Below are 12881 nucleotides of genomic sequence, written 5' to 3' on the forward strand. Positions count from 1 at the left end.
CAACCCGAACTTCAGGAGATTCCAATGCCCAACGCCAACAACACATCGCTTGACCACTACGAGGTCTGGTTCCTTACCGGTAGCCAGCACCTCTACGGCGAGGATGTCCTCAAGCAGGTCGCGGCCCAGTCCCAGGAAATCGCCGAAACCCTCAACGCCACGGTGCCGGTGAAGCTTGTCTGGAAGCCTGTCCTCACCGATTCCGACGCCATCCGCCGCACCGCGCTTGAAGCCAACTCTGATGATTCCGTGATCGGCGTGACCGCGTGGATGCACACGTTCAGCCCGGCCAAGATGTGGATCCAAGGCCTCGACGCCCTACGCAAGCCGCTGCTGCACCTGCACACCCAGGCCAACCGGGACCTTCCCTGGGCGGACATTGACTTCGACTTCATGAACCTCAACCAGGCAGCCCACGGCGACCGCGAATTCGGGTACATCCAGTCCCGTCTCGGGGTGCCGCGGAAGACCGTCGTCGGGCATGTTTCCAACCCCGAGGTGGCCCGTCAGGTAGGCGCGTGGCAGCGCGCCTCCGCCGGCTGGGCAGCGGTCCGCAACCTGAAGCTGACCCGATTCGGTGACAACATGCGCAACGTCGCTGTCACCGAGGGCGACAAGACCGAAGCCGAACTGCGCTTCGGCGTCTCCGTCAACACCTGGTCCGTCAACGAACTCGCCGATGCTGTTCACGGCGCCGCAGAGTCCGACGTCGACGGCCTGGTTGCCGAGTACGAGCGCCTCTACGACGTGGCTGACGAACTGAAGACCGGCGGCGACCGGCACGAGTCGCTCCGCTACAGTGCACGGATCGAGCTTGGGCTGCGGAGCTTCCTGGAAGCCAACGGCTCGGCTGCCTTCACCACGTCCTTCGAGGACCTCGGCGAACTCCGCCAACTCCCCGGCATGGCCGTCCAGCGGCTCATGGCCGACGGCTACGGCTTCGGCGCAGAGGGCGACTGGAAGACCGCCATCCTGGTTCGCGCGGCCAAAGTCATGGGATCCGGGCTTCCCGGCGGCGCCTCGCTCATGGAGGACTACACCTACCACCTGGAACCCGGCTCGGAGAAGATCCTCGGCGCGCACATGCTCGAAGTTTGCCCGTCGCTGACCGCGAAGAAGCCGCGCGTCGAGATCCACCCGCTGGGCATCGGCGGCAAGGAAGATCCCGTCCGCATGGTGTTCGACACCGACGCGGGCCCCGGCGTCGTCGTCGCGCTGTCCGATATGCGCGACCGGTTCCGTTTGGTCGCCAACGCCGTGGACGTCGTCGACCTCGACCAGCCGCTGCCCAACCTGCCGGTTGCCCGTGCGCTCTGGGAACCGAAGCCGGATTTCGCCACCTCGGCTGCCGCGTGGCTCACTGCCGGCGCGGCGCACCACACGGTACTGTCCACGCAGGTGGGCCTCGAGGTGTTCGAGGACTTCGCCGAGATCGCCCGCACGGAACTGCTCACCATCGACGAAGGCACCACCATTAAACAGTTCAAGAAGGAACTCGCTTGGAACGCGGCCTACTACAAGCTGGCCGGCGGACTGTGAGCGCTGAATTCACGCTGAGCGCGGGCGGCTACACGGCTGTTGTCACCGCCCGCGCAGCTGCGCTCCGCGTCCTGCAGTTCGAGGGACGGGACCTTGTGGTCCCGTCCCCGGAAGGCGGCCCGATCCCGGACTACCGCGGCATCATCGCCGCGCCCTGGCCGAACAGGATCGCTGATGGCAGGTACACCTTCGACGGCGTCACCCACCAACTTCCGCTGACCGAGCCGGAGCGCGGCACAGCACTGCACGGGCTCGCTTATCCATTGGACTGGACCGTGAAAGAGCACGACGCCGGTTCGGTCACCTTGACGTGCACGGTGGGGCCGACGACGGGCTATCCCTTCGTGGTGGAGCTCTCGACGCGGTATGCACTGGACGACGCCGGGCTGCACACCTCCGTGACCGCCCACAACGCCGCAGACGTTGCCGCACCCTATGGCGTGTGCCCGCACCCCTACTTGGTGGCTGGTTCTTCGCCTTTGGATGAATGGATCCTTGAAGCTCCCGTCGCGACGTTCCTGGAGGTCACACCGGACCGGCTTCTTCCCGTTCGGTTGGCGCCTGTTCAAGGCCATGAGTTCGACTTCCGCTCGGCCCGTCCGATTGGCACCACCGAAATCGACCATGCCTTCACGGACATCACGTTCGACGGCGGGCTGGCGCGGCTGTCGTTGCGCGACCCGGCGGGCACCGGCGTCGGGATGTCGTGGGACGAAAGCTGCCCGTGGCTGCAGATCCATACGGCTGACAAGCCGGCACCCATCCCCAGCCGGATCGGCCTGGCCGTGGAACCGATGACGTGTCCCCCGGATGCCTTCAACAGCGGCACGGACCTAATCCGGCTGGAACCGGGCGAGGCCCACACGGCGTCTTGGTCCGTCTACGCGCTGTAAACCCAACCGGGTCGCAGATCAGGCCGTTCCTAGCGCCGGGAACGGCCTGATCTGCTACTTACTTGGGTGCGCTCAGCCGATCAGGCGGGCATCACCGGTGTTGATCGACGACGCCGGGAAGCCGTTCTTCACCACGATCTTCTCCAGGCTGCCGTCCTCGCGGAGGCCGTCCACATAGTCGTTCAAGGCCTTGACCAAAGCGGTGTTTCCCTTGGTCACAGGCAGGCAGGTCTGCGGCGGTTCGAGGGAGGCCTTGATGGCGTTGTCCGGTTCGAGAACCTCTACCTTGAGCCCGTTGCTGTTGTTGTGGGCCTCACCGAAACCGTCGATGCCGACGTCGAGCCTTCCGGATTTCAGGTCCTGGAAAAGATCCACGGGTGCCTTGTAGAGCTGCAGGTCCCCGCCAAGATAGTTCTTGGCGTCGTCCACCCAAACGTTTCCGTTGACCGTTCCGACCTTCTTGCCCTTGAGATCCGTAACCTTGTTGAGTCCGTCCTTGGAAATCAGCACCATTTGGTCCGTGTAGATGGGGTCGGTCAGGTCCAGGATGTCGGCCCTGGCCTTCGAACGCCACCAGCCGCCCGTCGCAACGTCGGCGCGACCACCCTGGACCGTAGGGATGACGGCCGCGGCAGCAGCGGAAACCGCGGTGATGCTCAGGCATTGCTTCTGCGCGAAGCCCATGAGGATGTCACCGTCGACTCCCCCTAGCTCGTTGCCCTTGAACGTGACGTAGGGAGGTGCCTCGTAGACAGCAACAGTCAGGTTGCCCTTCTTGATGGTCCCGAAATCCGATGCCGGTTTACAGTCTGCCGAGACTTTGGGTCCAGAAGCTTCGGTACTGCCGCCGCAGCCGCTGAGGGTTGCAGCCAGCGTCAAAGCAGCCATTGCCGACGCGATCATTCGTAATTTCATGCTGTTTCCTTTGCCTAAATGGCGTGTCAACGGTGACGCGCCAAACGATGCTCAACGAAGTTGCTCAGGGAACTCGCGGGAATGGTGATCAGTGCGTACATCAAGCCCGCGAGGGTAAGGATGCTCAAGTAGCGGAAGGTGATGGAGCCGATGGAGTAGGCCTGGCTCATCAGTTCCGGCATGGCGATGGTGTAGGCCAGGGAGGTCGCTTGGAACACCATGATCGCGAATCCCATGAGTGGCGGGATGGCGATTCTGATCCCTTGCGGAATCACCACAAATCGGAGGATGTCTCCGCGGCCCATACCCAGGGCATGTCCCGCTTCCACCTCACCGCCGGGTACCGCCTGCAAGCCACCACGGATGATCTCGCTGGTGTAGGCGGCAGTGGTGAAGGCGAGCGCCAGGGAGGCGGCCACGAAGGAGGTCAGGGTCATGCCTGCGCTGGGAAGGCCGAAGTAGAAAAGCTGCAAGACAACGAGGGCCGGGGTTCCGCGGCCAACCTCGATCACGCCGATGGAGACAACCCTCAAGGCACGGTTTTGCGAACCGGCGCCGAGGGCCAGTATCAAGCCGGCGGGCAAGCCGATCAGGAGCGTCACGAGGGTCAACTGCAAGCTCACTCCGAGCCCGCCCAACAGGTCCGGGAAGTAGTCCACCCAGTCGTTGAAGAACGTCATCGCGCAACCCTCTTTCGGAGTTTGGCATCCAGCAGCCGGGTCGCCCAGGCACAGGGAATGGTCATGGCCACATACAGTCCCGCGGCCCACAGGAAGGGAACGATCGCGTCACCGGTCACCGTGGATTCGTGGCCGGCCCAGTAGATCGTGTCCTGCACCCCGATCACGGAAGCCACGGATGAGTCCTTCAACAGGCCGATGGCGAACGTGGCCGCTGCCGGAATCGAGACACGAAGGACCTGGGGCCCAATGATGGCCGCCAACGTCGAAAATCGTGAGAGGCCCAGGGCATCGCTTGCTTCCCATTGGCCGTCATGGATGGCGGTCAGTCCCCCACGGTAGATTTCGGCCATGTATGCCGAGGACACCAAGCCGAAGCCGATCACCCCAGCGGCGAAGGAACTGAGCTCGAAGGCCCCGCTGCCGATACCGAAGTAGATGATGAATAGCCAAGCCAGCGGCGGGATCCCCCGGAGCAACTCGATCAGGCTTCGAGCCAGGAAACGCACTGCCACGAACCGCGAACGCCTCGCCAGGACAAGCGGGATGCCACCGATCGCCCCGGCCACGAGTGAGGAAAGCGTCAATGCCAACGTCATGGAGACGCCCTGCGCCACTACGCTGAGGTGGTCCATGTCAGCGCTCCAATACAGCGCGGAGGAACCGGCGGGTCCGGTCCTTCGCGGGCGCAGTAAAGACCTCGGCGGGGTCGCCCTCTTCGAGGATGGCACCCTCGGCCATGACTACTACCCGGTCTGAAACGTCGCGGGCAAACTGCATCTCGTGGGTGACCACCACCATGGTCATGCCATCTGCGGCCAGTTCCCGCATGACGGCCAGAACTTCCAGTCCCACCTCGGGATCAAGGGCCGATGTCGGCTCGTCGAACAGCATGACCTGGGGGTCCAAAGCCAGGGCCCGGGCAATCGCGATGCGCTGCTGTTGGCCGCCAGAGCACCGGCTGGGGTACTGGCCGGCCTTGTCCGCGAGGCCCACGCGCTCCAGGAGTTGCATTGAGCGCGCGTCAGCTTCGGCCCGGGTCCGGCCAAGCACCCGTTCCTGCGGGAGCGAGATGTTCCGCAGGACGCTCATGTGCGGGAAAAGGTTGAAGGACTGGAACACCATGCCAACGTTGCGCCGCAACCGGACCAGGTCCTTTTGGTTGATCTCCGTGCCCGCGTCCACTTGGTTTCCTTCAACCGTGATCCGTCCGCTGTCCGGGACTTCCAGCAGGTTGATGCACCGGAGAAGGGTGCTTTTGCCGGCACCGCTAGGGCCGATGATCGCGATGACTTCACCCTCCCGGACGGAGAGTGAGACGTCGTCGATGACGGTGTGCTCCCCGAAGCGCTTCACCACCGATTCGAGGGAGATCGCGGTCGGGCGGTGTTCGGCAGCTTGCTGCATGACTGACTCGTTCCTGACTTGGGTCATTGGACTGACGCGTCCCCTGCGGACGGCGAGCCGACCGCATCAACGGAAGCTCCGGCGTCGAACCCCTTACCCAGCGCGTTCAGCGCAAAGGAGGCGACGTCGAGGATCGGCACGCTGGTGTATTTGCGGATTTCCTGGCGGAACTCGGGCAGCAGGGTGCATTCGAGCACCAGGACTCCGATGTTCTCCAGGCGTCCGCCCGGTCCGAACTCCCGCTTCATCACTGCAGCCACGCCTTCTTTAAGCAGTGCTTGGTCCCAGCCGTTGCCCAGTGCGTGATCGTTGGTGAGCATGGTGGCCCAGCCCGGTTCGCTCTCCATTCCGGCGATGACGATGCGCGAGGAAAGCACATGATCGCAGAGGAGCTTGGCGGCCAGCGGCTCCGAAACGGTGAGGATTCCGATGTCCTTGCTGGTCAGGATCGACGCGACAGGCAGGAGGTCAAGGCCGCTGGTGATGACGTTCGCCGTCTGGCGCATGTCCTTGCGGGCGTAGAAGAAGAAGCCGCAGTCGGTGATCACCAGCGGGCAGTGGGCCAGCTTTTCGCTCGCCGCCCAGAAAGCTTCCACCGCTTCCGGTTCACCGTTGACCAAGGGCTCCACGCGCGCGCCCCGGGCCACGGCGTAGGCAACGGGAAGACCCTGCCAGCTCGCCGGATTCTCGAAGAACCCCACCGGGTTGCCGCTGATCCCTGGAGCATCGGGCGTGAGGCATTCGATGTAGTCCACGGGATAGGAATCAAGGTCGCATAGAATCACGCCAAGCTGCGGCTTGACCTCACTCATTGCCGGCCACCTCAACAGGAACGTCGAGCGTTGCCTGGCGGCCGCCGTCGAACGCTTCAACGCGGGTGGCTGCGCTCCCGACGATCGCGACGGCGTTGACCTCCACCCGGATGCCGGGGAGGTTCAACTCCTCGCCAATCAGGATGCCGGTGGCGGTGGGGCCGGGCGCCGGGAAGTAGCTGAAGCGGATGTCGTACGTGCGCTGCCATTCTTCGTAGCTGAGTTCGCCGGCATAGAAGGTGTTGAACTGCACGACGTCGCCCATGGTCCCGCCGAGTTCTTCGATGACCCGCTTGAGGGACTCCATGACGGACTTGCACTGTGCCACGATGTCGCCGGGGTTGCGGACATTGCCCTGCTCGTCGAGGTCTTCCTGGCCACCAACGTAGATCATGTCCCCCACGCGGATGCCGTGGCTGTGGTTGATCTTGAAGTGGCCCGGCACCTGCCAGTGGCCGGGAAGCTCTGCGAAACGTCGTTCGAGGGTGGTCATTTTTCGTTCTCCTTTGTGGTGATCGTCACTGATCACTTCAAGCATGGAGCGAAAAACAGGCCTTCAACCGGGCAAGAGAACGAGGTTTGCTGGGGCTGCCGCAAGACTTTCTTGGGCTGCGGCCGAAGAGGACGACGGCGGTCGGCGGGTCAGGCGGCTGCGGCGCCAACCCGGCTGTGGATCTCGTCCAGCACGGCTTTGACGATCGGCCGCTTGGCATCGCTGCTGCGGGTCACGGTGAGGACGCGGCGCTGGATCCTGGGTTTTTCGAATGCATGGATTCCAACTGGCGCCACCGAGTCATCCACCGACAAGGGAGGCAGCAGGGAGATGCCCCGCCCTCGTGAAATTGCTTCGACGAGGAGCAGAAGATCATCAACGACCCAGCGCGAGTTCGGTTCGAAGCCCTCGGACCGGCACGCGAAACGCACGGCCTGGCCGCATGCCCCGGCTTCCGGAGTCAGTACCCAATCGGCGTTTTTCAGGTCGGTCAGCTTGAGTCGCGGCGGCACGACGTAATCCGGAGGCGTTACCAGGACCAGCGGCTCGTTCATCAATTCCTGCGTTACGAGGTAATCCGGGAAAGCCACCGGCACATTGTCATAGAGGTCCACTATGGCGATATCCAGGGCGCCGTTGAGCAATTGCTCGATGCTGTCCACTGGCTCAACGACGTTGACGGTCAGTTCGACGTCGGGAAGGCTCGCCTCCAGCTTGTCGGCCACCGGCAACAAGACATTCCGGGCGAGGGAGGGGATGGAACCGATCCGCACCCGCCCGGCCAGCTCACCGCTGAGCTGGTCCATTTCCGCGCGGGTCTCCTCGAGAAGGCGGACCACTGCGCGGGCGTGTTCCACCAGGATCTCGCCCGCCCCTGTAAGGCCCACACCGCGCGATGAACGGTCCAGCAACTGCACTCCCGTTTCCCTCTCCAGGATACTGATCTGCTGGGACACGGCTGACGAGGTGATCCCGAGGACCCGGGCAGCGCCGGCCAGGGATCCTTGCTGCGCCACTTCGTTGAGCAGGCGCAGCCGGGCGACATCCGGCAGGGGTTTTTCGCTCATGAAACAATCTTGCATGATTAGCTGTTCTTAAGGAACAAGCGGATGTATCTTAAGTTAAACAACGAGCCGCCAGCGTGACGAAGAAGTCCCTTCGGCGGCTCCGCCTCACCTCCCCTTCCCCGAAAGGACGCCACGTGAACATCGTGGAGAATCCCCCGTCCGCCCTGGCGTTTGCCGGAGCCCCCGAATCAGTAGCCCGCCCCATCACCAGCACCATCGAAGAGCTCGCACCCGATCTCCGTGAACTCAGCCACGGCATCCACGGGATCGCGGAGGTCGGCTTCGAGGAGCGCCTTTCCGTGGCATTCGTTGCCGAATTCCTCCGCTACCGGGGCTTCAAAGTCCAGGTGGGCCGTTACGGCCTGCGCACCTCGCTTCGGGCCGAGGCCGGGTCGGGATCCCCCAAAGTCGCAGTCCTCGCCGAATACGATGCCCTTCCCGGGGTTGGCCACGGCTGCGGACACAACGTGATCTGTGCCGCCGCTGTTGGGGCGTTCCTCGGGGTTGCGTCGCAGATCGAAAGGCTGGGCGGCTCCGTTGTCCTCATGGGCACGCCCGCGGAAGAAAACGGCAACGGCAAGGAACTCCTGGCCCGGGCCTGAGCCTTCGAGGACATCGACGCCGCCGTGATGCTGCACCCCTTCACAGGTGACTACGAGGTAGCTTCGTTCGCCTCACTGGCCGTTCGCGACGTCGAAGTCACCTTCCACGGGGTCGCCTCGCATGCCTCCTCAGCGCCGGAGAAAGGGCGGAATGCCCTCGATGCCGTTGTGGCCGCCTACCAAGGACTTGCCGCACTGCGTCAACACATTCCCTCCACGGACCGCCTCCACTGCCTCATCACGGAGGGCGGATCGGCGGTGAACGTCGTACCCCACCTGGCGAGCGCCGTCGTCGAAGTCCGTTCGCTGGACCCTGAAGGATTGGCGGACCTGTCCCGGCGGGTGCAGCACGTCCTGGAAGGTGCGGCGCTGATGACGGGCACGCGGCTTGAGGCCGCTTGGGACCCGTTCCCGGCTTACCTGCCGGTGCGCAGCAACGCTGGCTTGGCGGCCCGCTACCACGGTCACATGTCCGCGCGGGGCAGGGCCATCACCCTGGAAACGGAACTGGTCGGCGGTGGCTGGTCCACCGATCTCGGGAATGTCAGCCTGCGCATACCGTCCATCCACCCCACTGTGAGCATCTCCCGCGACTCGACGCCGATGCACACCGTCGAATTCGGGCAGCACGCCATCGGCCCGGCCGGTGACGCCGCAGTGGTGGACGGTGCCATCGGCATGGCTTTGACAATTGCCGACTACCTGGCCGACGCCGGGCTCCGCGAACAGACGCGGCTGGACTTCGAAGCGGCAGGCGGTGCCGTGGACGTCGAGCAATTGCTCACCCCACCCACGGGGAAGTAGCAGGGCCATGCTAAATCCAGTCCATCTCCGCACGCTGGCTGTGGTCCTCCGTACCGGATCTTTCGCAGATGCGGCACGGGAAATCGGATACACCGGCTCGGCAGTGTCCCAGCAGGTCGCCGCCCTGGAACGTGCGGTACAGGCGCCCCTCGTGGAACGGGACGCCCAAAGCATCAGGCCCACGGAAGCAGCCAAGTTCCTGGCGTCCCGCGCCCGCGACATCATCAGCGCGCTCAGCACGCTCGAAGACGACATGAAGGGCTTCAGCAAAGGCGACTACGGGCTCATGCGCCTCGGCAGTTTCAGTACCGCGAGCCAGCGCCTCATCCCGGGAGGTTTAGCGTCATACTTGCGCAGGCACCCCAACTCCACCGTGGAGCTCGAAGAGGGAAGCCCTTCCGAGCTGGCCGCACTGCTCAAGGAATCGGCGCTGGATGTGGCCGTGGTCTTCCACTACGACCTCGTGCCCCAGCAGTGGCCGAGCAACGTGCTGGCCACTCCCCTCCTCACCGAGGAGCTGACGCTGCTGCTGCCGGAAACGCATCGGCTGGCGGGGGCCGACAGCATCACGCTCCAGGACCTGGCGGACGAGAATTGGGTTTCCGGAAAGGAAGACACTTCCGGCGACGCCTGCCTCCGGCACCTGTGCGCGAGCGAAGGTTTCAAGCCGCGCATCACTGTTCGCAGCAACAATTACGACGCGATCCGAGGCATGGTCCGCTCTGGTGTGGGCATCGCTTTGATACCGGCACTGGAATGTGGCCACCGACGGGATCGCGGCCAGGAGCATCTCGGGTTGCACGGCGCGGCGGCACATTTCCGCCCTTCGCCAGAAGTCCGAATCCGGCGTGTCGATCACGAGCCTCCTGCAATGCCTCGGCCGCTCAGCCGACAAGCTCGCAGCGTCAACCCCGCGCGTCACCCGTCAGACGAAGCTCCCCGACGCGGTGGCGCCGGTCGGTTACCTCGCCGGGCTCCGCGCGTCGTGAATCCCCAACTGGGCTAGTTGGTTGCACCGGCGGTGCTTTGGCGCACCACCAGTTCCGGCGTAAAGACGACGGCGCGGTGCTTGGTGCCGCCGTTCTCCTGCTCTTCGGCAAGGAGCTCGACGGCGGTCCGCCCCAACGCCTCGGTGGGCTGGCGGATGGAGGACAGCGGAACGACCGCGGAGATGGCGAAGTCGATGTCGTCATAGCCAATCAGCGCCACGTCCTCCGGAATCCGGACCGTGCGCAACATGGTGAGGGACTGCATGACGCCGAGCGCCAGGAGGTCGTTTGAGCAGAAGACCGCGTCGGGGCGCTCGCCCTTGGACCGTTCCACCAAGGCGTTGCCCACTTGCCGCCCGGCCAGAACGCTTTGACCGGCGGAGTCGAGCACCTCAATGGAAGCGCCCTCAACCTCGGATACAGCCCGCTGCGCGCCCTTGAGTCGGTGGGCTACCTGGCGAATTGCGGGGCTCCCCACAAAAGCCAAACGACGCCGGCCGAGGTCCAGCAGGTGCTTGGCGGCCAGATAGCCACCCTCCTCGTCATCCACGGAGACCGAGCTGCAGTGATCTTCATCGGCCAGTTGATCGACCAGGACGGTGGGCACGCCGCGTTCACGGAGGGTCTCGATCCGCTCCGCCACGTCTCCCACCGGTGAAAGGAGGAGCCCTTGGACGCGCTGTTCCTGGAAGAGGTCCATGTAATGGGCTTCGCGCGAAGCGTCCTGCCCGCTGTCCCCGACCAACACGACGCTTCCCAGGGCCGTGGCGGCGTCTTCGGCAGCCCTGGCCAGGGAAGAAAAGAAGGGATTGCCCACATCCAGAACCACCAGGCCGATGGTTCGACTCTGGCCGGCGCGGAGTTGGCGGGCAGCGTCATTGCGGACAAAGCCAAGTTCCGCAATGGATTTGAGCACCCGCTCCTTGGTCCGCTGGGACACACGGTCGGGGTAGTTCAACACATTGGAGACAGTTCCGACGGCCACCTTGGCATGCGTTGCAACGTCTTTGATGCTGGCAGTGTGGGGCATGCTTTCCGCTCTCCGATGCGTTCCGGTCCGTCTCAGGAAACTCCTTGACACCCTCCTTCTTCCGAGGGTAATTTGAATCGTAACAAATGAAACGATTCAAAGACGAGTGACCCCGGAGAACCGCAGATGAGGGTATGTTTCCGCTCCTCCGTCCAGCCGCAGTTGATGGACGAGTACAAGCGACGCCACGCCGCCGTATGGCCCGAGATGCTCCGTGCGCTCAAGGATGCGGGGTGGAACAACTACTCCCTTTTCCTCGCTCCGGACGGTCAGCTCATTGGCTATCTGGAGTGCGAGGACTACCTGGCAGCGCAGGCCCGAATGGCCCTGACGGACGTCAACGCCCGTTGGCAGGCCGAGATGGCCACCCTCTTTGCCAACAGCGAGGTCCCTCCGGATGAGGGATTCGAAATCGTCGAAGAAGTTTTCAACCTTGAAGACCAACTGGCCACCGCCAGCACCACCCATCAGAAGGAACAAGCATGAACACCACGGAATCGGCCCTGGGCCGCTTGGGAGAGTTGGCCATTGAAGTGCCATCCTGGGCCTACGGGAATTCAGGGACCCGGTTCAAGGTCTTCGGCACCCCAGGTACCCCGCGCACGGTGCAGGAAAAGATCGCCGACGCCGCCAAGGTGCACGAGCTGACGGGCCTGGCGCCCACCGTTGCACTGCACATCCCGTGGGACAAGGTGGAGGACTACTCGGCCCTGCGTTCGTATGCAGAAGGGCTCGGCGTTGGGCTGGGCACCATCAACTCGAACACTTTCCAGGATGACGAGTACAAGTTCGGTTCCCTGACCTCGTCAAACGAATCGGTGCGCCGCCGGGCGATCGAGCACCACCTGGACTGCATCGGGATCATGCACGCCACGGGCTCCCGGGATTTGAAGATCTGGCTGGCCGACGGCACGAACTACCCCGGCCAGGACGATATGCGCGGCCGCCAGGACCGTTTGGCCGAGTCCCTGCAGGAGATCTACGCGGCCCTGGGCGACGAGCAGCGCCTGGTGTTGGAGTACAAGTTCTTCGAGCCGGCTTTCTACCACACCGATGTTCCGGACTGGGGTACCTCCTACGCGCAGACCCTGGCCTTGGGTGAGAAGGCGTTTGTCTGCCTGGACACCGGCCACCACCCCCCGGGCACCAACATCGAGTTCATCGTGATGCAGCTCCTGCGCCTGGGCAAGCTGGGCTCCTTCGACTTCAACTCCCGCTTCTACGCCGATGACGACTTGATTGTGGGCGCGGCAGACCCGTTCCAGCTGTTCCGCATCATGCACGAAGTGATCCGCGGCGGCGGGTTCGGTAAAGACTCCGGAGTGGCTTTGATGCTGGACCAGTGCCACAACCTCGAAGAAAAGATCCCGGGCCAGATCCGCTCGGTCCTCAATGTCCAGGAAATGACGGCCCGCGCGCTGCTTGTGGACACCGCAGCGTTGAACGAAGCGCAGCGGGCAGGGGATGTCCTGGCCGCCAACGGCATCTTCAACGATGCCTTCTACACGGACGTCCGGCCGGTATTGGCCGAGTGGCGTGAATCCCGCGGCCTGCCCGCCGACCCGATCGCTGCCTACAAGGCCAGCGGCTACCAGAAGAAGATCAACGAGGACCGCGCAGGCGGCCAGCAAGCCGGATGGGGCGCGTAAG

15 protein-coding genes are annotated in these 12881 nt (G+C 64.0%); 7 read left to right on the forward strand and 8 right to left on the reverse strand.

Going from position 1 to position 12881, the window contains the following annotated elements:
- Window positions 1-24 precede the first annotated feature (24 nt).
- Window positions 25-1539, forward strand: coding sequence for an L-arabinose isomerase (gene araA / locus ACIPY2_RS18045; protein ID WP_400267771.1), 1515 nt, complete (start codon window positions 25-27; stop codon window positions 1537-1539).
- Entirely contained in the window at window positions 1536-2432 is an 897-nt protein-coding gene (locus ACIPY2_RS18050) for an aldose 1-epimerase family protein (RefSeq protein WP_400267772.1), read from the forward strand. The genes araA and ACIPY2_RS18050 overlap by 4 nt, the downstream gene beginning before the upstream one ends.
- 72 nt (window positions 2433-2504) lie before the next feature.
- On the opposite strand, the gene ACIPY2_RS18055 is transcribed toward ACIPY2_RS18050, so the two are convergent.
- The 7 genes from ACIPY2_RS18055 to ACIPY2_RS18085 all read right to left on the reverse strand — a co-directional run bounded on the left by ACIPY2_RS18055 (window position 2505) and on the right by ACIPY2_RS18085 (window position 7806).
- The gene (locus ACIPY2_RS18055) at window positions 2505-3347 is read right to left on the reverse strand and encodes a substrate-binding periplasmic protein (RefSeq protein ID WP_400267773.1); all 843 of its coding nucleotides are present in this window, start codon (window positions 3345-3347) and stop codon (window positions 2505-2507) included.
- Between the two features lie 26 nt (window positions 3348-3373).
- Window positions 3374-4027, reverse strand: a complete 654-nt coding sequence (locus ACIPY2_RS18060) for an amino acid ABC transporter permease (RefSeq protein ID WP_400267774.1) — start codon at window positions 4025-4027, stop codon at window positions 3374-3376.
- A complete protein-coding gene (locus tag ACIPY2_RS18065) occupies window positions 4024-4662 on the reverse strand; it encodes an amino acid ABC transporter permease (protein ID WP_400267775.1) in 639 nt (212 codons plus the stop codon). Before ACIPY2_RS18065 ends, ACIPY2_RS18060 begins: the two co-directional genes overlap by 4 nt.
- 1 nt (window position 4663) lies before the next feature.
- Window positions 4664-5461 (reverse strand): amino acid ABC transporter ATP-binding protein, encoded by a 798-nt coding sequence (locus ACIPY2_RS18070; protein ID WP_400267776.1) that lies wholly within the window; start codon window positions 5459-5461, stop codon window positions 4664-4666.
- The gene (locus ACIPY2_RS18075; RefSeq protein ID WP_400267777.1) at window positions 5458-6246 is read right to left on the reverse strand and encodes a hypothetical protein; all 789 of its coding nucleotides are present in this window, start codon (window positions 6244-6246) and stop codon (window positions 5458-5460) included. The genes ACIPY2_RS18070 and ACIPY2_RS18075 overlap by 4 nt, the downstream gene beginning before the upstream one ends.
- Window positions 6239-6739 (reverse strand): RidA family protein, encoded by a 501-nt coding sequence (locus ACIPY2_RS18080; protein WP_400267778.1) that lies wholly within the window; start codon window positions 6737-6739, stop codon window positions 6239-6241. Before ACIPY2_RS18080 ends, ACIPY2_RS18075 begins: the two co-directional genes overlap by 8 nt.
- 149 nt (window positions 6740-6888) lie before the next feature.
- Window positions 6889-7806, reverse strand: a complete 918-nt coding sequence (locus tag ACIPY2_RS18085; protein ID WP_400267779.1) for a LysR family transcriptional regulator — start codon at window positions 7804-7806, stop codon at window positions 6889-6891.
- Window positions 7807-7940: 134 nt separating this feature from the next.
- Here ACIPY2_RS18085 and ACIPY2_RS18090 point away from each other — a divergent pair, with 134 nt between their 5' ends.
- Genes ACIPY2_RS18090 through ACIPY2_RS18100 form a run of 3 tightly spaced genes read left to right on the forward strand, consistent with a single transcriptional unit; the run spans window position 7941 to window position 10218 of the window.
- Window positions 7941-8408 (forward strand): hypothetical protein, encoded by a 468-nt coding sequence (locus ACIPY2_RS18090; protein ID WP_400267780.1) that lies wholly within the window; start codon window positions 7941-7943, stop codon window positions 8406-8408.
- A 27-nt stretch (window positions 8409-8435) separates the two neighbouring features.
- Window positions 8436-9212 (forward strand): peptidase dimerization domain-containing protein, encoded by a 777-nt coding sequence (locus ACIPY2_RS18095; RefSeq protein WP_400267819.1) that lies wholly within the window; start codon window positions 8436-8438, stop codon window positions 9210-9212.
- Between the two features lie 7 nt (window positions 9213-9219).
- Window positions 9220-10218: a LysR family transcriptional regulator gene (locus ACIPY2_RS18100; RefSeq protein ID WP_400267781.1), complete on the forward strand. Its 999-nt coding sequence runs from the start codon at window positions 9220-9222 to the stop codon at window positions 10216-10218.
- Here the strand turns inward: ACIPY2_RS18100 and ACIPY2_RS18105 are convergent.
- Window positions 10215-11231: a LacI family DNA-binding transcriptional regulator gene (locus ACIPY2_RS18105; protein WP_400267782.1), complete on the reverse strand. Its 1017-nt coding sequence runs from the start codon at window positions 11229-11231 to the stop codon at window positions 10215-10217. The genes ACIPY2_RS18100 and ACIPY2_RS18105 overlap by 4 nt on opposite strands.
- A gap of 126 nt (window positions 11232-11357) precedes the next feature.
- Here ACIPY2_RS18105 and ACIPY2_RS18110 point away from each other — a divergent pair, with 126 nt between their 5' ends.
- Together ACIPY2_RS18110 and rhaI are read left to right on the forward strand one after the other, a co-directional pair.
- Window positions 11358-11717: an L-rhamnose mutarotase gene (locus ACIPY2_RS18110; RefSeq protein WP_400267783.1), complete on the forward strand. Its 360-nt coding sequence runs from the start codon at window positions 11358-11360 to the stop codon at window positions 11715-11717.
- The gene (rhaI, locus tag ACIPY2_RS18115; protein ID WP_400267784.1) at window positions 11714-12880 is read left to right on the forward strand and encodes an L-rhamnose isomerase; all 1167 of its coding nucleotides are present in this window, start codon (window positions 11714-11716) and stop codon (window positions 12878-12880) included. Before ACIPY2_RS18110 ends, rhaI begins: the two co-directional genes overlap by 4 nt.
- Window position 12881 lies beyond the last annotated feature (1 nt).

This window comes from Paenarthrobacter sp. NPDC089675 (assembly GCF_044749185.1).
GTDB lineage: Bacteria > Actinomycetota > Actinomycetes > Actinomycetales > Micrococcaceae > Arthrobacter.

Bases quoted from the DNA above. Each gene is read 5' to 3' on its own strand.
- araA (WP_400267771.1), top strand. From the start codon at position 25: ATGCCCAACGCCAACAACACATCGCTTGACCACTACGAGGTCTGGTTC.
- ACIPY2_RS18055 (WP_400267773.1), bottom strand. From the start codon at position 3,347: ATGAAATTACGAATGATCGCGTCGGCAATGGCTGCTTTGACGCTGGCT.
- ACIPY2_RS18060 (WP_400267774.1), bottom strand. From the start codon at position 4,027: ATGACGTTCTTCAACGACTGGGTGGACTACTTCCCGGACCTGTTGGGC.
- ACIPY2_RS18065 (WP_400267775.1), bottom strand. From the start codon at position 4,662: ATGGACCACCTCAGCGTAGTGGCGCAGGGCGTCTCCATGACGTTGGCA.
- ACIPY2_RS18070 (WP_400267776.1), bottom strand. From the start codon at position 5,461: ATGACCCAAGTCAGGAACGAGTCAGTCATGCAGCAAGCTGCCGAACAC.
- ACIPY2_RS18075 (WP_400267777.1), bottom strand. From the start codon at position 6,246: ATGAGTGAGGTCAAGCCGCAGCTTGGCGTGATTCTATGCGACCTTGAT.
- ACIPY2_RS18080 (WP_400267778.1), bottom strand. From the start codon at position 6,739: ATGACCACCCTCGAACGACGTTTCGCAGAGCTTCCCGGCCACTGGCAG.
- ACIPY2_RS18085 (WP_400267779.1), bottom strand. From the start codon at position 7,806: ATGAGCGAAAAACCCCTGCCGGATGTCGCCCGGCTGCGCCTGCTCAAC.
- ACIPY2_RS18095 (WP_400267819.1), top strand. From the start codon at position 8,436: ATGCTGCACCCCTTCACAGGTGACTACGAGGTAGCTTCGTTCGCCTCA.
- ACIPY2_RS18100 (WP_400267781.1), top strand. From the start codon at position 9,220: ATGCTAAATCCAGTCCATCTCCGCACGCTGGCTGTGGTCCTCCGTACC.
- ACIPY2_RS18105 (WP_400267782.1), bottom strand. From the start codon at position 11,231: ATGCCCCACACTGCCAGCATCAAAGACGTTGCAACGCATGCCAAGGTG.
- ACIPY2_RS18110 (WP_400267783.1), top strand. From the start codon at position 11,358: ATGAGGGTATGTTTCCGCTCCTCCGTCCAGCCGCAGTTGATGGACGAG.
- rhaI (WP_400267784.1), top strand. From the start codon at position 11,714: ATGAACACCACGGAATCGGCCCTGGGCCGCTTGGGAGAGTTGGCCATT.